A 20,128-nucleotide genomic window follows, 5' to 3' on the forward strand; every position below is an offset into this window, starting at 1 on the left:
TTTTTTTATCGCCAGAGATTGCCATGACCACGACCGAACAGCTGAGTGCCTTGAGCTCGATCCTGACTCAAAGCGGTTTGCACAGTCTGTTCCAACCGATCATTTGCCTCTCCGAACGACGCATTCTCGGCTATGAAGCGCTGACTCGCGGCCCGTCCAACAGCCCTTTGCACTCGCCGATCGCCTTGTTCGCCGTCGCCCGTCAGGCCGGCCGCCTCAGTGAACTGGAAATCGCCTGCCGCCAAAGCGCGTGTCGGCGTTTCAACGAACAACAGCTGCCGGGCAAGCTGTTCCTCAACGTCTCACCGGAGTCTCTGCTCGAGGCCGCGCACCAACCGGGGCGCACCCTGCAGTTGCTGCAGGATTTCGGCATTCCGCCAAGCCAGGTGGTGATCGAACTCACCGAGCAGACGCCAATCGATGACTTCCAGTTGCTGCAAAACGCTTTGCATCACTACCGGGCCATGGGATTTTCCATTGCGCTGGACGACCTCGGGGCCGGCTATTCGAGCCTGCGCTTATGGTCGGAACTGCGCCCGGATTACGTAAAGATCGACCGACACTTCATCGATGGCATCCATCAGGATGCCCTCAAACGCGAGTTCGTCGGCTCGATCCTGCAAATCGCCAAGGCCTCGCGGGCGCAGGTGATTGCCGAAGGCATCGAATTGCCGGATGAGCTGGCGGTACTGACCGAGATGGGTGTCGATCTGGTGCAGGGCTACCTGCTCGGACGCCCGCAGGAACAGCCGCCGCGCGATGCTCGCGCGTTGATGCCCAAGCACGACAGCAGCGCCGTTGCGCTGAACGATGAAGGCAGCGACCTCAGCGCGCTGCTCAACGATCAACCGGCCGTTAACCGCGATACGCCGACCGCCACCGTGCTGGAAGCCTTCCGCCGCCAGGCAAACCTCAACTCGCTGGCCGTGCTGGACGAGCAGGGTCAGCCGTGTGGCATCGTCCACCGGCATTCGTTGTCCGATGCGTTGCTCAAACCGTTTGCCACCGACCTGTTCGCGCGCAAACCGATCAGCCGCCTGATGAGCGACGACTTCCTCGCCGTGGAAATGAGCCAGTCACTGCAACAGGTCAGTCGCCTGATCACCAGCCGCGCCCGGCAACGCATCGAAGAAGACTTCATCATCACCCTCAACGGCAGCTATCTGGGGCTCGGCCGGGTGATTGACGTGCTGAAACTGATCACCGAACTGAAAATCCAGCAGGCTCGCTACGCCAACCCGCTGACCCTTCTGCCTGGCAACGTGCCGATCCAGCAATGCCTGACGCGCCTGCTGCAACAGGGCCGTGAGTCGGTCATCTGCTACGTCGACATCGACAGCTTCAAACCCTTCAACGATATCTACGGTTACGGCCGTGGCGACGAAGTCCTGCTGTGCCTGGCGCAATGCCTCAATGAACGCGTCGACCCCTCCCGCGACTTCGTCGGCCACATCGGCGGCGACGACTTCCTGCTGGTGCTCGGCCCGGAGGATTGGCGCAAACGCCTCAACCAACTGCTCGACGACTTCCAGAGCCAGTGCCGGCGCTTCTACCGCCCGGAGCACCTCGAAGCGGGTTGTTTCGTTGCGCCGAACCGCCAAGGTATTCGGCAGGAGTTTCCGTTGCTGTCATTGTCCATTGGCGTGGTGCATTTGCATCCTGACGCTTGCGCGCAGCTGGATGCGAGTCAGGTGGCGGAGATGGCTTCGCAGGCGAAGCATCATGCGAAGAATGTTCCGGGGTATAGCGTGCATTTGATTGATAGCCTTTTCGCGCAGGTACCTGTAGAAACACTTAAACACGGACATCGGTGATTCGACACAAGCAGAACTCATGCGATTAGCACGTCTAAAATATTAATGCCTGCAGAAACACACATAATCGTATGCGAGCGACCAAGTCGAGCCATCCAAATACGCAAAACACTTTGTATAGATGCACCGCCAAACTTACCACGAAAGCACTTCACTCTAACCGTATCCCATCTTGAAGTGCAGCCAACACATAGCTTAACCATGCTCGACCGGAAGCCCACTCATTCCAATAGCAGTAATAGCAACTAAGATTTCTCAACAAGTAATCTTTCATCGCCAATTCATCTTTATTTTGAGCTAGCAGGAGCTGCAACTCTCTACAGACCAACTGTACTATTTCCGCATCGGAAGCTTGTAAGAAGTCTGCTATAACTTTATCGGGAGTGGCGTGTTCTATTAGCCAGTCCTGATGAAAGTAGGCCCCAAAAAAATCGTGAAGCTCTGGAAATTCGTGAGTCATAGTTCTGGAAATCCGGTTAGCAAAAAATATCCTAAAGGGAGTGTAGGGTCTTTTTTAAGGACTAGTAGGAGCTTGAGTGCCGGCTGAGGATGTGTGGCGCCGTTGAGCAAGCTCACCCCCACTGGCCGGTTGAGATAATGGGTGATAGTGGTCTTTCCTTTACTGCTATTTAAAAAATCTTGCACCTTTTGCGCATTTACTCTCAAAGCCTCTGAAACTGCGGCCTCGGCTCCGGCGCGATCGGAAAATGTAGAGGCTGCTGGAATATGTGGCTCCGCCATTAATCTCTGGGCTAACTGCGCATCAGTTCTACCAATATGTCTGGCGATTAAGTGCCCGCCCTGAGCCTCATGCGTAGACAAACCGCCACCAGGAACTATTTCACTATAAGGTCCATCAGCTTCTATTGCCCCCGGACACGGCGCACAAGCCAACCCCAACGGATCCACCCACCCCGTCGGATTCGGCACGTACCGGTACTGATTCAACCCACCCGCCAGCTTCACCGGATCCGGCGTCAGATACCGCCCCACCTCCGGGTCGTAATACCGGTGCCGGTTGTAGTGCAGTCCGCTTTCCGCATCGAAGTACTGCCCCTGAAACCGCAGCGGCTGGTCCAGGTAATCCTCGGTCGCCAGTTCCAGCGAGGTGACTTTGCCGTAGGCGCTGTATTTGGCTGACCAGACGATGTCGCCGCTGTAGTCGGTCAACTCCTGCGGGGTGCCGAGGTGGTCGAGTTGGTAGTAGAACGGGCAGGCGCGTTTCGGGCCTTTGCCGTCGAGCATTGCCAGCGGGCGGAAGGTGCCGGGCTCGTAGATGAAGCTGCGGTGTTGGGTCGGGCTGCTTTCGGCGATCAGGTGATCGCCTTGCCAGAAGAACTCGGTGGTCTGGCCGTCGACGGTTTTGCGAATGCGTCGGCCGAAGGCGTCGTATTGGTAGGCGGCGCTGGTGCCGTCGGGGCGCGTGAGGCCGATCAGGCGGTGCTGGCAGTCGTAGCGGTATTCGGTGACGAGTGTTTGCGCGCGGCCGCGGCGTTCGCGGAGCAGGTTGCCGAAGGCGTCGTAGTCGTAATGGCGGTCGCCCTGCAGCCGCAGGCGATTGCCCTTGATCTGTGTCGGGCCCGGACGGTCCTGCGTCAGCAGGTTGCCGGCCGGGTCGTGGGCGAAGTTTTCCGGCAGGTCGTCGCGGGTGTGGCGTACGCGGATCAGCCGGTCGAGGGCGTCGTACGTGTAGCTGCGCTGGCCGTGGCGGGTGTCGGCGATGAGTTCGAGGTTGCCGTTGGCACTGTAGGCAAAGTCCCGGCGGTACAGCGCATTGCGTTGATGGCCTACGGCGTGGGCGCGTAAGCGGCCCTGTTCGTCGTAGGTGTATTCGCTGAGGAGCAGGCCTTGCTGGCGCTGTTGTTCGCGGCCGTTCTGGTAGACGTGCCGTGTGAGCAAGGCGCCGTTGAGGTCGATCGCGGTCAGCGCGCCGCCCTTGGCATAGTGGTAGTCGAGCTTGCTGTTGTCCGGCAGACGTAGACGCTTGAGCTGGCCGCAGGCGTCGTAGGCGTAACGCAAGGTGCCCCAGCCCTGATGCTCGCGCACCAGACGATCCTGCACGTCGTATTCGAAGGCCAGTGGGTAATCCTGGCCGTCGTCGACGCCGACCAACCGGCCTAACCGGTCATAGCGGTAGCTGACCTCGACCCCGTCCGGCAAGGTCTTGAGCAGCAAGCGCCCAGCAGCATCTCGTTGATAGCCGGTGACCAGCGTCGAGCCGTCGTCGCCGTACTCGGTCTTTTCCAGCAGGTTGCCATTGCGGTCGTAGGCATACGCCGTGCGTCGACCGTCGAAGCCGGTTTCCTGTCGGATCAATCCGGTGGGCGTGTAGTCCAGAAGATATTTTTCGCCGGACTCGTTCTCGATCTCCGTGAGCAGCAACTGCGCATGGTCGTAGCGGTACTGGACCTGTGTGCCGTCGGGATTGATCCGGCGCGAGACCAGGTGCAGGTCGTCGTCATACTCGTAACGGGTGATGCGCCCCAGTTCATCGCGTTCGGCGGTGATCTGGCCGTAGGCGCTGTAGGACCAGGCGCGGGTGGCGCCGTTTGGCGAAGTGGTCTGGATCAGCCGGCCAACGGCGTCCCAGACATGGCGGGTGATCGCGCCATGCTCGTCCTGCGCAGTAATCCGCCGCCCCAAAGCGTCGTAGGAAAACCTCCGGCCCCCACCGTCCGGCAAGCTTTCCTCGATCAACTGGCCGAGGTCGTTCCAGACGAACACGTGGCGCCCGGAATCCGGATAACGGATCGACAGCAACCGTCCCTGCGCGTCAAAGTGGTAATGGGTGACCTGGCCGTCCGGATCGACCGCCTCGGTGATATCACCCTGGGCATTGCGCCGGTACGTCCACACGGCATCGCCGCGCGAGCGACTGTGCAGGAAGCCGTTGCGGTATTCGTAGGACGTCGGCGCATCGTCCGGCGGAATCAGCGCGATCAGCCGTCCGACTTCGTCGTAGCGGTACTCGGTAACCGCGCCCAGCGCATCCTGCTCGGCGACCAGCCGGCCCTGCGCGTCATAGGCCTTGAGCTGTTCGCCACCGTCCGCCGCGACCTGACGTACCAGCCGAGCGGTGTCGTCATGGACGTAAGTTTCCTCAGCCCCATCGACGTAATGCACCGTGACGCGACCGGCGTCATCCCAGACGTAACGCGTGTCCATCTGCGAAAACGACGCCCAGTGCCGCACGCAACGCGCCGCCTTGCCTGCGCGCTGCCATTCCCAGAAGAAGCTCGCACCGCCGGCCAGTTGCCGTTGCAGGATGACGTGCTGGTCGTCGTAGTCGTAACGCTCAGCCTCGCCAATTGCGTTCGACGCCTCGATCAGCCGATGACGGGCATCAAAGCGGTAGCTGACCAGCGTCTGCTCGGTGCGCCAGGCAGACTCGCGAAAAACCTGATAATCGACCGCGATCAGGTGCGCCCGCTCATAGCGCAACAGCAGCGAACGACCGGCTCCGTTATCCAGCCGCTGAATCCGGTCGGAAAGATCCCGATGCACCGTCAGACGATTGCCGTAGGCATCGCTGACAGCAGTCAGACGCCCAGCCCGAAAGTGATAAAACCGCGCCGCTTCCCCCGCCAGCGCGAGGATCAGTTCCTCCGGCTCGTCGCCCAGAAAAATCGCTGCCCGCGACAGGCTGGTGTGGATCGCCGGGCGCTCGACACTCGGCAGCGGCAACCGCGTGCGGCGGTTCTCGTGATCGACCCAAACCACAGCATCGCTATCAAACTCCAGCCGATGGGCCAGCGAATGGCTCCAGCCAAACCCCAGGCCGACATCGATCTCCACCGCGCTGGTGCGGTACAGGCGGGTGAACTCGAAGGGCAGCAGACCGTCGAGCACGCCGTCGGTGAGGGTGAGCAACTCCTCGCCGGTAACCATCGACACCGGGCAGCCGTTCTTGCAGGTCAGCTCGACGTAATCGGTGCTGTCGCCATTAGGGTTTTTCGCTTGATCGGGGGCGTCGTCGTGTTGCTCGTCTTTCTTCAGCGACGTGTTGCGCCTGGCATCCCAGCGCAGTTGCAGGCGGCCCTTTTTCACGCCCGCGGCGAGGCCACGGGCGGCGATTGCCTTGTACTGGTCGACATAGTCGATGAAGGTTTTGACGATGCTGAACAGCGCCTTGACCAGACGCGTGACCGCCGCGATCAGCTGCGCGCCACGGTGGGCGAGGCGCAAGGTCAGATAAGCGGCACCGGCCGCCGCGCCGACAAACGTCAGGACAACGCCTATCAGCACATCGATCAACAGTTGCACCACCACCATCGACAGCGCTTCGGCGGTTTTGCCGGCCACTTCGCTGGGGGGCAGCATGTCCAGCCAGAGGCTGGCGGTGCGCAGTAACAGGCACAGCGCCGCTTCATCGCTGACCAGCAACTGAAGTTTTGCCATCACTTCAGGCGCCGTTTCAGCCAGCTCGATCAGCTGATCCGCACCGCTGCCCAAGCGTTCACCAAACTGCTTCGGATCCTGAAGGATCTCCGACAGCAGGCCAATGCTGTCCCACACCCCCTCGAGCGCCGCCCAGCTCCCGGCCAGCATGCCGTTGCCGACCGCCGGGAGCACGTCCTGCGACCACTGCGGCTTGAACCCTTGCCACTCGCTGCGCAGCCATCCATTCAGCTGCCGGGTCAGTCCGTCGTAGGACTCGAAAAGCCCATCGACCTGCTCCGGGCTGACCGCGCCGTGCACCAACAGCCGATAGAACTTCCCCGGTGTTCCGCGAAACGACGCCTTGCCCTGCGCATCCAGGGTGATCGACTCGACCGCGCCGCCCTCCACCGCCACTACGTCGACAGCGATGTTGCCCAACGGAATGTCGTAGACCGATTCGAACTTGCTCTCGATCTCCAACAGGCCGCTCTTCGGGCACTGGACCACGCTGCTGGAAAATTGCTCGTCGGTGCTGCTGACGGCCTTGCTTTGCTCGCCGAAGCGGATGACCCGCTCCATACCCATCAGCGACGGCAGATCGGTGGTGTGACTGATCTGCTCAGCGGCACGGTTCAACCAGTGTCCGAGCTGGTCGCGATAAAGGCTGAGGGTGTCGGGAAAGCGCTCGAGCTCCTGCTCGATACGGCTGACGGCCTCCATCAGCGCGATCCCGTGCGCAGAGTGAAATGAAAAACCGGGTCGAACATGAACGTTCCCTCGCGCAGAAATTTAGGCGCGAGGACTTTGCAGCGGATCAGTCGGAAAAGAAGTCAGGCGAGTAGGCGATGGATGTAGGAGAAGTCTGCGAATAAGGTTCATCAACAAGCGGGCGCAAAAAAACGGGGCGCAAGGTTTCCCTCGCGCCCCGTTCTTGGGTTTTGCCGATGGCTCACGGCGACTCGTCGCGGCCTGCCAATTCCTTCAATTTGAGCTCGGCCAGCGGATGCCCGGCCTTGGCCGCCATCTCCCACCAGCGTCGGGCTTGCGCGGGATCCGGGGCCTGGCTCGGCGTGCCGGCGAGGCTGATCACGCCGACCTGATAGGCCGCCTTGCCATCGCCGGCCTGCGCCGCCAGCCGCAACAAACGCACGCCTTCCTCGCGCGCGCCCAGGCCGACTCCGCGAAACGTCAGGATGTGCCCGTAGAAGCTTTGGGCGCCGACATCACCGAGATTGGCCATGCGGGCGAACTGGCCTTCCAGCCAATGCCAGCCGCGCGGCTGGCGGACGAACCACGCCCAGTGGAACAGCCGGCGGGCGAGCCAGTACCCGGCCCGCGCCTTGAGCCGCAGAAACACTCAGGCCTCTGCCGATTCGGGATATTCGTACTCGAACACCCGCACCACTTCCGAAGCATGCCAGGAGGCGGCGGCGACACCGTCGGACGGTCCGGAAAAACGCCCCAGGCGTTCGACACACTCGAAGAAACCGGTGCGCGGCAGGCGGCTGGCGCCCTGGCTGATCACCAGCGAGCTGCGCAATGGCTGCTCGGCCTTGGCGTCCAGTGCGGCCAGGTGCTCAAGCGCGGCGGTCAGGGTCTGCATGGCCGGCGTCGGCAGTTGCAGACGTTCCAGCAGCGCCCGGTAGGTCAGCAGATGACGCTGTCGGCGCGCCTGATCGAGTTCCCCCAGCAATCCGTCCCAATGTTGACGACTGATGCGTACGCTCACGATTCATCCCTCCAACCCGGCACCGTCAACTCCCAGGCCAGGCTGCGGCGAATCGCGGCGTCGGGCTGACGCTCGCCACTTTCAATCATGGCCAGGTATGACGGGCTGATGCCTACCGTGCGGGCCAGCGCCTCGATGGCGATGCCCTTCCCTTCGCGCAAACTGCGTAATTGATCCAGACCTGGAAGAATCGGGTCCGTGGTGGCCGCGACAGGCGCTGCGGCCGGACGCGACGGTGTTTCGTTGATGCCTGCTGCTTTCAGTAGAGCCTGATACTGAGCCCACGGCAGAACCGCGTATTCGGGTTCGCCATCGCGTGCAATTATCTGAATATCCATGACTACCCCGTAGGACAACAACACTTAGCGAGTCGGCACTTTTCCCTAGAAGTGTAATCCTAACAGCGGCCAAGGTCGTGGGGGGTATCTATCTGTGCAAGAGTCTGACGCCATTCAGGACTTTTTCGGGCCCTGCAACTGAAGTTGCTCAGGGGTATCGGGCAGCCGCTCGACCACGCGCAGCTTTTCCGGCGCCTGCCGATTGCGCCATAGACGGAATGCGCCGAGCTCATCGTCGAGGGTCTTCATCAGCCAGGCAAGGACGGCGATGTCATCGAGCATGCCAAAAACCGGAATGAAATCCGGGATGGCATCCACCGGACTGAGGAAATACATCAGCCCTGCCACCACCGAGATGATGGCCTTTGGACTGATCGCCCGGTACTCGCCGCGCCAGTAAGCCAGGCACAGGGCCTGGAGCAGGCGCAGGTCGTCCTTCAATTTGCCGAGGCGGTTGCCTTGCGCGGCGCCCTTGCTGGCCACGGCGAACAACAGAGTCGGCAGGCGGCCTCGGGCCAGCAGCCGTCCGGCCAAGGGCAGAAATCGGGCGAAATTCCATGGAGCTTTCATCTATTTCTCCCGTTGAAATGTTATCCACACAAATTGTGGATAACCTTGTGAACAGAGCTGCATTTCAGCGCTGAGAGCCCCGTTTCATAAGGGCTGCGCTCAGATCGGGCGTTTTTTACTCACATAAAAAAGCCCAATATTTCATTGACTTGGCGGCTCAGGGCGTCTAGCGCGGGCAGCCTCAAAGTCTAGGACTGCGCTGAGGCGCATCGGTTCGCTCTGTTTACCCTTGCCGTCGACCAGATGCAACAACGCCCCGCATAGGCGAGGCGTTGTCTTGAAAGCGGCGCTGCTTACTTGGCAGCGGCGTCTTCTTTGGCTGGATCCTTGATGGCCAGCAGTTCCAGGTCGAAGACCAGAACGGAATTGGCCGGGATTGCCGGGCTCGGGCTCTGTGCGCCGTAAGCCAGATCGCTAGGGATGTACAGTTTGTACTTCTCGCCAACGTGCATCAGTTGCAGACCTTCGACCCAACCCGGGATCACACCGCTGACCGGCAGATCGATCGGGCTGCCGCGCTCGACGGAGCTGTCGAAAACGGTGCCGTTGGTCAGCTTGCCGGTGTAGTGAACGGTCACCACGTCAGTCGGCTTAGGCTGTGGGCCGTCGGCTTTCTTGACCACTTCGTACTGCAGACCGGAAGCGGTGGTGGTCACGCCGGTTTTCTTGCCGTTTTCTTCGAGGAATTTCTTGCCGGCGGCTGCCGACTCTTCGCTCATCTTGGCCATGCGCTCTTCGGCACGCTTCTGCAGCGCGGCGAAGGCTTCGACCAGTTCTTCATCTTTCAGCTTCTGTTCTTTCTTGCCGACGGCATCTTCGATGCCCTGGGCTACCGCTTTGGAGTCCAGATCATCCATGCCTTCCTGAGCAAGGCTTTTGCCCATGTTCAGGCCGATACCGTAGGAAGCTTTCTGCGCCGGGGTTTTCAGCTCTACGCTGGTCTGCGAATCACAACCCGCGAGTACCAGGCTAACCAGGGCTACCGCCGCCGCCAACCGATGCTGTTTCATGCTATTTCCTTGTTCATGCGCCGAAAGGGCAATCGAGTAAAGCCGCGAGCTTATCAGGCCGCCACGACCAATGGCTACCGGCATGAGAGCAGGAAACCGCTGATAAGTTCAGGGATTAAAACGCATTTGAAAAAAGTGACGATGAAGCTTCTGTCATCTTTCTCCCACGTCGGCTGATGTCGCTTCCCACGACACTTGGCGTAATGGCCACTTGCCGCATACGGCCCGGCTCAGGCATAACAGCGCAACAATTCGACAAGGACGTTTATCTTGCGCCTCTTATACCGTGTGCTGATCCTGATCGTAGTGCTTCTGGGACTGGCCCTGGCGGTGGTCTTGTACTACATCGCCAATCCGAAACTGCCCTTCCAGACCCCGCCGCAACAGGTGCATTACCTGCCGCAATGGACTGAAGAACAACGCCAGACCTATTACTTCACCCCCCAGGGTACCCAGGTCAAAGGCCTGCGCTACGAATGGTTCGAAGCCCTCGAGCTGCCGTTTTCGCAGCAGCGCTTTGCCACCCCGCAATACCTGGCGCGCTTCGGCTTTCTGGTCGACCCGCAACAGCACGCCACGCCGGACAACCCCGGCAACCTGCCGGTAGGCTTCGCCCGGCATCAGAATCCCGGCAGCAGCGAACACTACCTGGACATCACCTGCGCCGCCTGCCATACCGGCGAACTGCGCTTCAACGGTCAGGCAGTACGCATCGATGGCGGCGCCGCGCAACACGTGCTGCCCTCGAGCGTGCCGACATTGCGTGGCGGCAGTTTCGGCCAGGCCCTGGTCGCCAGCCTTGCCTCGACGTACTACAACCCGTGGAAATTCGAGCGCTTCGCCCGCACCGTGCTCGGCGACGACTACGAGGCGCGCCACGCGCAATTGCGCCAGGATTTCAAAGCCTCGCTGAATACATTTGTCAAAGTCGCGTGGAACGACACTCACCGCGGCCTCTACCCCACCGAGGAAGGCCCGGGGCGCACCGATGCATTCGGACGCATAGCCAACGCGACCTTCGGCGATGCGATCTCCCCCGCCAATTACCGTGTGGCCAACGCCCCGGTGGATTACCCGCAACTGTGGGACATGTGGACATTCGACTGGGTGCAGTGGAACGGCTCGGCGCAGCAGCCGATGGCGCGCAACATCGGTGAGGCGCTGGGCGTGGGCGCCACGCTGAATTTCTTCGATGCCAACGGTCAGCCGCTGCAAGGCGATGCGCGCTATGCCTCCAGCGTCCGTGTACGCGACCTGCATACCATTGAGGAAACCCTGCAAAAACTGCAACCCCCCGCCTGGCCGGAAGAGGTGTTCGGCGCGGTCGACAAACCGTTGGCGGCCAAGGGACGCGCACTGTTCGCCGAGAATTGCGCGGGGTGTCACGTCCCGCGCGTGACCCAGGAAGGCGAACGCTGGGTGCAGCATCTGCACATGCTCCCCGTCGATGTCATCGGCACCGATCCGGGTGCGGCCGACAACATCGCCAACCACCGCTTCGACCTGACGGCGCTGCAATGGGACCCGGCGGAGCTGGCACGGATGGACGTCAAGCTGCATCCCGAGCCGAAGACACCGCTGGATCTGAGCCAGGTCTCGGTGGCCAAGGGCCTGGCCTACGTCACGGCCTTCGTCGAGGGGCGCGCCTATCGCGAGGCCGGGATCACCTCGGCCGAGGAAAAAGCCCGGTTCGACGGTTTCGGCCTGCCGATCGGCGTGCGCGAGAAAGTCGCCTACAAAGCCCGACCGCTGGCCGGCGTGTGGGCCACGCCACCGTTCCTGCACAACGGCTCGGTGCCCAGCCTTTATCAGTTGCTGTCGCCTCAGGACGAGCGCGCCATCACATTCTACAAGGGCACCTTCGAATACGACCCGCGCCACCTCGGCTACCGCACCGAAGCCTTCGACAATGGCTTTGTGTTCGACACGCGGATCACCGGCAACCACAACAGCGGCCATGAATTCCGCGCCGGCGCGCGCGGCAACGGGGTGATCGGCCGGTTGCTGCTGCCTGAGGAGCGCTGGGCGCTGCTGGAATACCTGAAAGTGCTGGGCGGCCCGCTGGAGGCGCAATTGCCATGATGCTCAATTCGTATAGAAAACCCTCGCTGCTGGCGCGCTTCTGGCTATGGCTGGGACACTGGCTCGGCAGACTGCTGCTGTTGTTGCTGGTCATCGGCCTGGTCGGCTGGGGTGCAGCGAGCGCTTGGTTCGCCTGGCAGCACCGCGGCCCGGTGTCGGCCGTGGAGCAGATTCCGCCCGGCGAAGCGGCCATGACCCAGGACGTGATCCAGACAGCCGTACGCATCGTCGATCAGCACCGGGAAAGCACCCGTTACCTGCGCGATGCCCATGCCAAGGCCCATGGCTGCGTGAAGGCCCAGGTACAGGTGTTGCCGGATCTGGCGCAGGCGTTGCGCCAGGGGGTATTCAGCGAACCGGGGAAAATCTGGCAGGCGACGATCCGCCTGTCCAACGGCAACGCTTACCCGCAGTTCGACAGCATCCGCGATGCCCGGGGCATGGCGATCAAACTGCACGACGTAGCAGGTAAGCCGCTGCTCGACGACCGCCAAGGCCTGCACGAGCAGGATTTCGTGATGTTCAGCCACCCGAACTTCTTTGTCAGCGATGTCGCCGAATACCGGCAGAACGTGGCGGCACAGGCCGATGGCAAGAAGGTCATGGCGTTTTTTCCGGGCTGGGATCCGCGCAACTGGCAGATCCGCCACCTGTTGATTGCCCTGGCGACGCTGTCTCCAGCGCCGCCGAGCCCGACGCAGAGCACCTACTTTTCGGTGTCGCCGTATAAATTCGGCGACGCCAACGCCAAGTTCCGGGTGGCGCCGGACCCGGACAACTGCCCGGCCTACACCCTGCCGAAGCAGAATCGGGATCTGCCGAACTTCCTGCGCAGCGCCTTGAATCAACAGCTGTCGACCGATCGCGTGCCGGCGTGTTTCGTGTTGCAGATTCAGCGTCAGGACGCACACAAGTACATGCCCATCGAGGACACCAGCATCGAGTGGCGCGAGCAGGATTCGCCGTTCGAAACCGTGGCGAGCATCACCCTGCCGCCGCAGGACTTCGACACCCCGGCACTGAATCTGCAATGCGACAACCTGTCGTTCAATCCGTGGTTCGGCATCGAGGCACACCGGCCAATCGGCGGGATCAACCGCTTGCGCAAAGCGGTGTACGAAGCAGTGAGCGATTACCGCCACAGCCGCAACGCCAGCCAGTAAGCGAGGGCACAAACAAAAAAAGCGACCCGCAGGTCGCTTTTTTTCATGCCCTAGGCCAGGCGAAAGCCAAACCGCAGAAAGCAAAAAGCCCGCACTTGGCGGGCTTTTTGAGGTGACCTGGCGTTCAGTGTTCCAGGTTACCGAATATGGCGCAGCGGACGGGACTCGAACCCGCGACCCCCGGCGTGACAGGCCGGTATTCTAACCGACTGAACTACCGCTGCGCGAAACGCTTGAAACGAATGGTGGGTGATGACGGGATCGAACCGCCGACATTCTGCTTGTAAGGCAGACGCTCTCCCAGCTGAGCTAATCACCCTTCGCTTCGTTACGGGGCGCATTATGCCACAAGTTTTCGTAAAGTGTTGATTTAATTGAAGTTTTTTCAAAAAAATCCGAAAACCGATGAATTCACGCGACCCGATGGAACAAGGTACAAACTTGAGACAGAAAAAAACCCGCCTCAGCGGGTTTTTCCGTGGTGACCTGACGTTCAGTGTTCCAGGTTACCGAATATGGCGCAGCGGACGGGACTCGAACCCGCGACCCCCGGCGTGACAGGCCGGTATTCTAACCGACTGAACTACCGCTGCGCGTAACACTTGAAACGAATGGTGGGTGATGACGGGATCGAACCGCCGACATTCTGCTTGTAAGGCAGACGCTCTCCCAGCTGAGCTAATCACCCTTCGCTTCGGTGTGGCGCGCATTCTACGGAGCGCCCCCACCTCTGGCAAGCACTTTTTTAATTAATTTTCTCAGGCCTTCCAAAGGCTTAGAGAAGGGTTGGCCTATGCCACGGCGAAGAGAATAATGCCCCCCTTTGTATAAAGGAGAGACTCACCCCATGTGGTTCAAGAACCTGCTGATCTATCGCCTGACCCAAGACCTGCCTGTCGATGCCGAGGCGCTGGAAACTGCACTGGCCAGCAAACTGGCGCGTCCATGTGCAAGCCAGGAGTTGACCACCTACGGTTTCGTCGCGCCGTTCGGCAAGGGCGAAGATGCTCCACTGGTGCACGTCAGCGGTGATTTCCTGCTGGTCGCGGCCCGTAAAGAAGAACGCATTCTGCCAGGCAGCGTCGTGCGCGATGCAGTCAAGGAAAAGGTCGAAGAGATCGAAGCCGAGCAGATGCGCAAGGTCTATAAAAAGGAACGCGACCAGATCAAGGATGAAATCATCCAGGCCTTCCTGCCGCGCGCCTTTATCCGCCGCTCGTCGACCTTCGCCGCCATCGCGCCGAAACAGGGCCTGATCCTGGTCAACTCGGCGAGCCCGAAACGTGCCGAAGACCTGCTGTCGACCCTGCGCGAAGTGATCGGCACCCTGCCCGTGCGTCCACTGACCGTGAAAACCGCGCCGACCGCGGTGATGACCGAATGGGTCACCACCCAGCAAGCCGCGCCGGACTTCTTCGTTCTCGACGAATGCGAACTGCGCGACACCCATGAAGACGGCGGCATCGTGCGCTGCAAGCGTCAGGACCTGACCAGCGAAGAAATCCAGCTGCACCTGAGCACTGGCAAAGTGGTTACGCAGCTGTCTCTGGCCTGGCAGGACAAGCTGTCGTTCATGCTCGACGACAAGATGACGGTCAAACGCCTGAAGTTCGAAGACCTGTTGCAGGATCAGGCAGAGCAGGACGGCGGCGACGAAGCCCTCGGTCAACTCGACGCCAGCTTCACCCTGATGATGCTGACCTTCGGCGACTTCCTGCCGGCGCTGGTCGAAGCGCTGGGCGGTGAAGAGACGCCACAGGGGATCTAAACCGCTCCCCGGCGCCCTCCGGTTCGAGGGCGCCTGAAAAAGCCAGGATCGCAGCCTTGGTCAGCGCCTGCAGGGGATTTGTTTTCCTGCAGGCGCTGACCAAGGCTGCGATCTTTTTGCAAGCACCGTATGCTTAGCTTCCTAACGCTTTCACATAATAAGGAACAGGCCATGCGTGCACTGGCTGCATTGAGTCGTTTTGTCGGCAATACCTTCGCTTACTGGGTACTGATTTTCGCGGTCCTCGCGTTCCTGCAACCGACGTGGTTCGTCGGCCTCAAAGGCGCCATCGTGCCCTTGCTCGGGCTGGTGATGTTCGGCATGGGCCTGACCCTCAAACTCGACGACTTCGCTGCCGTCGCTCGCCACCCGTGGCGCGTGGCGCTGGGTGTGGTCGCGCACTTCGTGATCATGCCGGGCATGGCCTGGTTGCTCTGCCAGGTATTTCAGCTGCCCGCCGAGATTGCCGTCGGGGTGATCCTGGTCGGTTGCTGCCCGAGCGGCACGTCGTCCAACGTCATGACCTGGCTGGCCCGGGGCGACCTGGCGCTGTCGGTGGCGATCGCCGCCGTCACCACCCTCCTCGCTCCGCTGCTGACCCCGGCGCTGATCTGGCTGCTGGCCTCGGCGTGGCTGCCGGTATCGTTCATGGAACTGTTCTGGTCGATTCTGCAGGTGGTCCTGCTGCCGATCATCCTCGGCGTAGTCGCCCAGCGTCTGCTCGGCGACAAGGTTCGCCATGCGGTGGACGTACTGCCACTGGTGTCGGTGGTCAGCATCGTCATCATCGTCGCGGCCGTGGTGGCCGCCAGCCAGGCGAAAATCGCCGAATCCGGCCTGCTGATCATGGCGGTGGTGATGCTGCACAACAGCTTCGGTTACCTGCTGGGTTATTTCACCGGACGGTTGTTCGGGCTGCCACTGGCCCAGCGCAAGTCGCTGGCATTGGAAGTCGGCATGCAGAACTCCGGGCTCGGCGCCGCGCTGGCCAGTGCCCATTTCTCGCCGCTGGCGGCGGTGCCCAGTGCGCTGTTCAGCGTCTGGCACAACATCTCCGGGGCGTTGCTGTCGACGTACTTCCGGCGCATGAGCGAAAAACACGACCGCGAGGCCTCGGCGCAACAAGCAGCCGATTGAGCCCGAAACTTGATCCCCGGGTTAATGATCGGCAACATATCGCGCCACGCGGGGACGACCCTGCGGCTCGCTCGAGTCATTCATTCTGGGGACGACCCCGTCAATCGATGGAGGTCTTTCATGTCCTGGATCATTCTGTTTTTCGCCGGCCTGTTCGAAGTCGGCTGGGCGGTCGGCCTGAAGTACACCGATGGCTTCAGCCGCCCGCTCCCCACCGTCCTGACCGTTGCCGCCATGGCCATCAGCCTTGGCCTGTTGGGGCTGGCAATGAAGGAGTTACCGCTGGGTACGGCGTATGCGATCTGGACCGGGGTCGGTGCCGTGGGCACGGTGATTGCCGGGATCATTCTGTTTGGCGAGTCGATGGCATTGATTCGCCTGGCCAGTGTCGCGTTGATCGTCACCGGGTTGATTGGCCTCAAGGTCAGCGCTTGAGCAACTAGCGCTTTCGCGAGCAGGCTCGCTCCCACAGGGATTCGCGGTGAACACAGATCTTGTGTAAATCCAGAACACCTGTGGGCGCTGGCTTGCCAGCGATGAGGCCAGCACAAGCACCGATTATCTGACGCTGCCCCGCAACTCTCCCACCAACCCCTGCAACTTCACTGGCTCCGCCGCTTCAACTGCCACCGGCGCACCCGCCACCAGCGTCACCCGCGACCACAATCGCTTGAACACGCCCTTGTTCGGATCGCGGCTGAAGAAACTCCCCCACAACCCCTGCAATGCCAACGGAATCACCGGCACCGGTGTCTCTTCGAGAATCCGCGTCAGCCCGCCCTTGAACTCATTGATCTCACCGTCGGCGGTCAACTTGCCTTCCGGGAAGATGCACACCAGCTCGCCGTCCTTCAGATACTGGGCAATGCGGGTGAAGGCCTTTTCGTAGATCTGAATGTCTTCCTGACGTCCGGCAATCGGAATCGTCCCGGCGGTGCGAAAGATAAAGTTCAGCACCGGCAGGTTGTAGATCTTGTAGTACATGACAAAGCGAATCGGCCGACGCACCGCACCGCCGATCAACAAGGCATCCACGAACGACACGTGGTTGCACACCAGCAGCGCCGCGCCTTCATCCGGGATCGCCTCGAGATTGCGGTGCTCGACGCGGTACATGGAATGGCTGAGCAGCCAGATCATGAAGCGCATGCTGAATTCGGGAACGATTTTGAAAATGTAGGCGTTGACGCCGATGTTCAGCAGCGACACCACCAGGAACAGCTGCGGAATCGACAGCTTGACCACACTCAGCAGCACAATCGAGACAATGGCCGACACCACCATGAACAAGGCGTTGAGAATGTTGTTGGCCGCAATCACCCGCGCGCGTTCGTTCTCGGCGGTGCGCGACTGGATCAGCGCATACAGCGGCACGATGTAGAAACCGCCGAATATGCCGAGACCGAGGATGTCCAGCAGCACCGCCCAGGCGTGGCCGAAACCGAGCACCTCAATCCAGCTGTGGCCGCTGGCGCTGTCCGGGATTCCACCGGAATGCCACCACAACAACAGACCGAACACGGTCAGGCCAAACGAGCCGAACGGCACCAGGCCGATCTCGACCTTGCGCCCGGAGAGCTTCTCGCAAAGCATCGAACCGAGGGCGATGCCTACCGAGAACACGGTGAGAATCAGCGTCACCACGGTTTCGTCGCCATGCATCCATTCCTTGGCGTAGGCCGGGATCTGCGTCAGGTAAATCGCCCCGACAAACCAGAACCACGAGTTGCCGACGATCGAACGCGACACCGCCGGCGTCTGCCCCAGGCCCAGCTGCAGTGTGGCCCAGGACTGGCTGAAGATGTTCCAGTTCAGGCGCATTTGCGGCGATGCCGCGGCTGCTCGCGGGATGCTGCGGCTGGCCAGGTAGCCGAGCACCGCGATGCCGACAATCGCTGCCGACACCAACGGCGCGTAATGGCTTGAGGACATGATGATCCCGGCGCCGATGGTGCCGGCGAGGATCGCCAGGAACGTGCCCATTTCCACCAGGCCGTTGCCGCCGACCAGTTCATCCTCGCGCAGGGCCTGCGGCAGGATCGAATATTTCACCGGCCCGAACAGCGCCGAGTGGGTGCCCATGGCAAACAGGGCCACCAGCATCAACGACAGGTGATCGAACAGGAAGCCGATCGATCCCACTGCCATGATGGCGATTTCCGCGAGCTTGATCAGACGGATCAACGCGTCCTTGGCGAATTTTTCGCCGAACTGTCCGGCCAGCGCCGAAAACAGAAAGAACGGCAGGATGAACAGCAGCGCACACAGGTTGACCCAGATCGAGCGGTCACCCTCGATAGTCAGCCGATAGAGAATCGCCAGGATCAGCGACTGCTTGAACACGTTATCGTTGAACGCACCGAGCGATTGCGTGATGAAAAACGGCAGAAAGCGCCGGGTGCGAAGCAGGTTGAACTGTGAGGGATGACTCATCTTCCGTGTTTCCCTGAGGTCGGTAGAGAATGGCCTGGATCTGCTGATTGGAATCTCGATCGGCGATCCAGGCCACACCTTACCTAAACTTTTCAGGTTATTTCTTCAAACCTGCAATACACGGCGAGACAAACAACTCACCGCGCCACGCGCCCTGCACGGTGCGTTTACCAACAATCAGCCACATCACCGCCAGCAAGCTCACCAGCACGCAGCCGACCACGCTGAAAAAACCCAGGTTCAGCGTACTGGCGAGCTTGAGGGTCGCCAGCGAATACACGCCCAGCGGGAAGGTAAAACCCCACCAGCCGAGGTTGAACGGTATGCCGTCACGCAGGTAACGCACGGTGATCAGCAGCGCGATCAACATCCACCACAGGCCGAAGCCCCACAGGGTGATGCCGGCGACCAGCCCCAGCCCGGCAGCGATTTCGCCGATACCGGGCAATCCGTTGGCGGCGAAAATGCTCGGTGCGTCGCCGCCCAGCAGCAACATGCCCAGCGCCCCGGTACCGATCGGACCGAGCGCCAGCCAGCTCGAGGCGGCCATGTTTTCGTGCGGCAGTTTATGCAGGGCCATGCGCAGCAGGAGGATGGTCAGAATGCTGAACGCCACGGGCAGGGAAAAGGCCCACAGCACGTAGCTGGTCACCAGTACCACCAGTTGCGCATGGGCGTCGGCCAGATGCGGCGCGAGCAAGCCACCGCTGGCGGCCGCCACTTCCGCCGCCACCACTGGCAACAGCCAGACCGCGGTCATCTGATCGATGCTGTGTTCCTGGCGGGTGAACATCATGTAGGGAATCAACACGCCGCAGGCCAGCGACATGGCCACATCGAGCCACCACAACACCTCGGCGAGAGGAATCACGCCCTCGCCCCAACGTGGCAGGCCGAACAGCAGAAAGCCGTTGATGATGGTCGCCAGACCCATGGGGATGGTGCCGAAGAACATCGATACGGTGGAATGCCCGAAGATCCGTCGCGCCTCATCGAAGAACAGTATCCAGCGCGCGGCATAGGCGAAGGCAAACAGAGTGAACAACAGAATGTTGAACAGCCACAACCCTTCGGCCACCGCGTGCAACCCGGGAATCGCCACCGGCAGTTGCGCCAGCGCGAGGGCCAGCACACCGGTGCCCATGGTCGCAGCGAACCAGTTCGGGGTGAATTGACGGATCACTTCGCGCGGATGCTGAAGCTGGCTGAAGGGTTTGATGCCGAATTTGGCGCTGTTGGGGCATATCATCATGAACTCCTGTCCTCAGGTGAGGTTGAGCCCATGGTAGAACCGAATCGAATATCTATATAACGGGTAATTTCTCTATCTATTATCTGTTTTATAAATATGCGTTATACGCTGCCTTCAGTCTCGATCACCAGAATGCGCGCCGCGCCCTGGGGATGGGCAACGTGCTCGGTGCCGATCGATGCATAGAAGATGTCGCCCACTTCCAGCAATGTGTGCTTCTCCTCGCCCGCTTCGCGATAGCGCATCTGCACTTGCCCATCGAGCACGACAAACACTTCCTCGCCGTCATTGGTGTGCCACTTGTACGGCTGATCGGTCCAGTGCAGGCGCGTGGTGATGCCGTTCATGCTGGCAATGTCGAGAGCTCCCCAGGCACGTTCGGCGGTGAAGGATTTGCTGCGGATAATCTTCATGAGTCGATCCGTGAAAAGAAGGGTCGGCCAAGGCTAACC

The 20,128-nt window shown here is 60.9% G+C and carries 16 protein-coding genes and 4 tRNA genes; 6 read left to right on the top strand and 14 right to left on the bottom strand.

Features of this window, described 5'->3' with window-relative positions; genetic code table 11:
- Positions 1–23 precede the first annotated feature (23 nt).
- Complete coding sequence (locus QRN70_RS07050) at positions 24–1,814, top strand: bifunctional diguanylate cyclase/phosphodiesterase (protein WP_285416603.1); 1,791 nt, start codon at positions 24–26, stop codon at positions 1,812–1,814.
- A gap of 151 nt (positions 1,815–1,965) precedes the next feature.
- On the opposite strand, the gene QRN70_RS07055 is transcribed toward QRN70_RS07050, so the two are convergent.
- The 7 genes from QRN70_RS07055 to bamJ form a co-directional block, all read right to left on the bottom strand.
- A complete protein-coding gene (locus tag QRN70_RS07055) occupies positions 1,966–2,274 on the bottom strand; it encodes a contact-dependent growth inhibition system immunity protein (protein ID WP_285416605.1) in 309 nt (102 codons plus the stop codon).
- Positions 2,271–6,914 (bottom strand): RHS repeat protein, encoded by a 4,644-nt coding sequence (locus QRN70_RS07060; RefSeq protein ID WP_285416606.1) that lies wholly within the window; start codon positions 6,912–6,914, stop codon positions 2,271–2,273. The genes QRN70_RS07055 and QRN70_RS07060 overlap by 4 nt, the downstream gene beginning before the upstream one ends.
- Positions 6,915–7,143: 229 nt before the next feature.
- Positions 7,144–7,551, bottom strand: a complete 408-nt coding sequence (locus QRN70_RS07065) for an SEL1-like repeat protein (RefSeq protein ID WP_285416607.1) — start codon at positions 7,549–7,551, stop codon at positions 7,144–7,146.
- Positions 7,552–7,923, bottom strand: a complete 372-nt coding sequence (locus QRN70_RS07070; protein WP_003223109.1) for a hypothetical protein — start codon at positions 7,921–7,923, stop codon at positions 7,552–7,554. It lies immediately after the preceding gene.
- Positions 7,920–8,261, bottom strand: coding sequence for a helix-turn-helix domain-containing protein (locus QRN70_RS07075; protein ID WP_285416608.1), 342 nt, complete (start codon positions 8,259–8,261; stop codon positions 7,920–7,922). The genes QRN70_RS07070 and QRN70_RS07075 overlap by 4 nt, the downstream gene beginning before the upstream one ends.
- Before the next feature lie 114 nt (positions 8,262–8,375).
- Positions 8,376–8,831, bottom strand: coding sequence for a YkvA family protein (locus tag QRN70_RS07080; RefSeq protein WP_285416610.1), 456 nt, complete (start codon positions 8,829–8,831; stop codon positions 8,376–8,378).
- 293 nt (positions 8,832–9,124) lie between these two features.
- The gene (gene bamJ / locus QRN70_RS07085) at positions 9,125–9,841 is read right to left on the bottom strand and encodes a BamJ family beta-barrel-assembly machinery protein (RefSeq protein WP_285416612.1); all 717 of its coding nucleotides are present in this window, start codon (positions 9,839–9,841) and stop codon (positions 9,125–9,127) included.
- 270 nt (positions 9,842–10,111) lie between these two features.
- On the opposite strand from bamJ, the gene QRN70_RS07090 reads away from it, so the two are divergent.
- On the top strand, positions 10,112–11,923 hold the full coding sequence (locus tag QRN70_RS07090) for a di-heme-cytochrome C peroxidase (protein ID WP_285416614.1): 1,812 nt from the start codon (positions 10,112–10,114) through the stop codon (positions 11,921–11,923).
- A 26-nt stretch (positions 11,924–11,949) separates the two neighbouring features.
- Positions 11,950–13,086, top strand: a complete 1,137-nt coding sequence (locus QRN70_RS07095; RefSeq protein WP_502941569.1) for a catalase family protein — start codon at positions 11,950–11,952, stop codon at positions 13,084–13,086.
- Positions 13,087–13,233: 147 nt separating this feature from the next.
- Here the strand turns inward: QRN70_RS07095 and QRN70_RS07100 are convergent.
- The 4 genes from QRN70_RS07100 to QRN70_RS07115 all read right to left on the bottom strand — a co-directional run bounded on the left by QRN70_RS07100 (position 13,234) and on the right by QRN70_RS07115 (position 13,774).
- Positions 13,234–13,310, bottom strand: a tRNA-Asp gene (locus QRN70_RS07100).
- A gap of 19 nt (positions 13,311–13,329) precedes the next feature.
- Positions 13,330–13,405, bottom strand: a tRNA-Val gene (locus tag QRN70_RS07105).
- A 197-nt stretch (positions 13,406–13,602) separates the two neighbouring features.
- Positions 13,603–13,679, bottom strand: a tRNA-Asp gene (locus QRN70_RS07110).
- Between the two features lie 19 nt (positions 13,680–13,698).
- Positions 13,699–13,774, bottom strand: a tRNA-Val gene (locus QRN70_RS07115).
- Positions 13,775–13,933: 159 nt separating this feature from the next.
- Between QRN70_RS07115 and rdgC the strand changes: the two genes are divergently transcribed.
- From rdgC to sugE, 3 genes are all read left to right on the top strand, one after another.
- The gene (gene rdgC, locus QRN70_RS07120; RefSeq protein WP_285416616.1) at positions 13,934–14,854 is read left to right on the top strand and encodes a recombination-associated protein RdgC; all 921 of its coding nucleotides are present in this window, start codon (positions 13,934–13,936) and stop codon (positions 14,852–14,854) included.
- Between the two features lie 171 nt (positions 14,855–15,025).
- Positions 15,026–15,991, top strand: coding sequence for a bile acid:sodium symporter family protein (locus QRN70_RS07125; RefSeq protein ID WP_285416617.1), 966 nt, complete (start codon positions 15,026–15,028; stop codon positions 15,989–15,991).
- A gap of 120 nt (positions 15,992–16,111) precedes the next feature.
- Positions 16,112–16,426, top strand: a complete 315-nt coding sequence (sugE, locus tag QRN70_RS07130; RefSeq protein WP_095139452.1) for a quaternary ammonium compound efflux SMR transporter SugE — start codon at positions 16,112–16,114, stop codon at positions 16,424–16,426.
- A 123-nt stretch (positions 16,427–16,549) separates the two neighbouring features.
- Here sugE and QRN70_RS07135 read toward each other — a convergent pair whose 3' ends face one another.
- From QRN70_RS07135 to QRN70_RS07145, 3 genes are all read right to left on the bottom strand, one after another.
- A complete protein-coding gene (locus tag QRN70_RS07135; protein ID WP_285416620.1) occupies positions 16,550–18,424 on the bottom strand; it encodes an MFS transporter in 1,875 nt (624 codons plus the stop codon).
- Between the two features lie 97 nt (positions 18,425–18,521).
- Positions 18,522–19,673 (bottom strand): TDT family transporter, encoded by a 1,152-nt coding sequence (locus tag QRN70_RS07140; RefSeq protein ID WP_285416622.1) that lies wholly within the window; start codon positions 19,671–19,673, stop codon positions 18,522–18,524.
- Between the two features lie 104 nt (positions 19,674–19,777).
- The gene (locus tag QRN70_RS07145) at positions 19,778–20,089 is read right to left on the bottom strand and encodes a cupin domain-containing protein (protein ID WP_285416623.1); all 312 of its coding nucleotides are present in this window, start codon (positions 20,087–20,089) and stop codon (positions 19,778–19,780) included.
- Positions 20,090–20,128: the final 39 nt, after the last annotated feature.

Source organism: Pseudomonas sp. efr-133-TYG-5, assembly GCF_030209175.1.
GTDB lineage: Bacteria > Pseudomonadota > Gammaproteobacteria > Pseudomonadales > Pseudomonadaceae > Aquipseudomonas.

Coding starts and splice junctions, on each gene's coding strand:
- QRN70_RS07050 (WP_285416603.1), top strand. CDS start 24: ATGACCACGACCGAACAGCTGAGTGCCTTGAGCTCGATCCTGACTCAA.
- QRN70_RS07055 (WP_285416605.1), bottom strand. CDS start 2,274: ATGACTCACGAATTTCCAGAGCTTCACGATTTTTTTGGGGCCTACTTT.
- QRN70_RS07060 (WP_285416606.1), bottom strand. CDS start 6,914: ATGGAGGCCGTCAGCCGTATCGAGCAGGAGCTCGAGCGCTTTCCCGAC.
- QRN70_RS07075 (WP_285416608.1), bottom strand. CDS start 8,261: ATGGATATTCAGATAATTGCACGCGATGGCGAACCCGAATACGCGGTT.
- QRN70_RS07080 (WP_285416610.1), bottom strand. CDS start 8,831: ATGAAAGCTCCATGGAATTTCGCCCGATTTCTGCCCTTGGCCGGACGG.
- bamJ (WP_285416612.1), bottom strand. CDS start 9,841: ATGAAACAGCATCGGTTGGCGGCGGCGGTAGCCCTGGTTAGCCTGGTA.
- rdgC (WP_285416616.1), top strand. CDS start 13,934: ATGTGGTTCAAGAACCTGCTGATCTATCGCCTGACCCAAGACCTGCCT.
- QRN70_RS07125 (WP_285416617.1), top strand. CDS start 15,026: ATGCGTGCACTGGCTGCATTGAGTCGTTTTGTCGGCAATACCTTCGCT.
- sugE (WP_095139452.1), top strand. CDS start 16,112: ATGTCCTGGATCATTCTGTTTTTCGCCGGCCTGTTCGAAGTCGGCTGG.
- QRN70_RS07135 (WP_285416620.1), bottom strand. CDS start 18,424: ATGAGTCATCCCTCACAGTTCAACCTGCTTCGCACCCGGCGCTTTCTG.
- QRN70_RS07140 (WP_285416622.1), bottom strand. CDS start 19,673: ATGATATGCCCCAACAGCGCCAAATTCGGCATCAAACCCTTCAGCCAG.
- QRN70_RS07145 (WP_285416623.1), bottom strand. CDS start 20,089: ATGAAGATTATCCGCAGCAAATCCTTCACCGCCGAACGTGCCTGGGGA.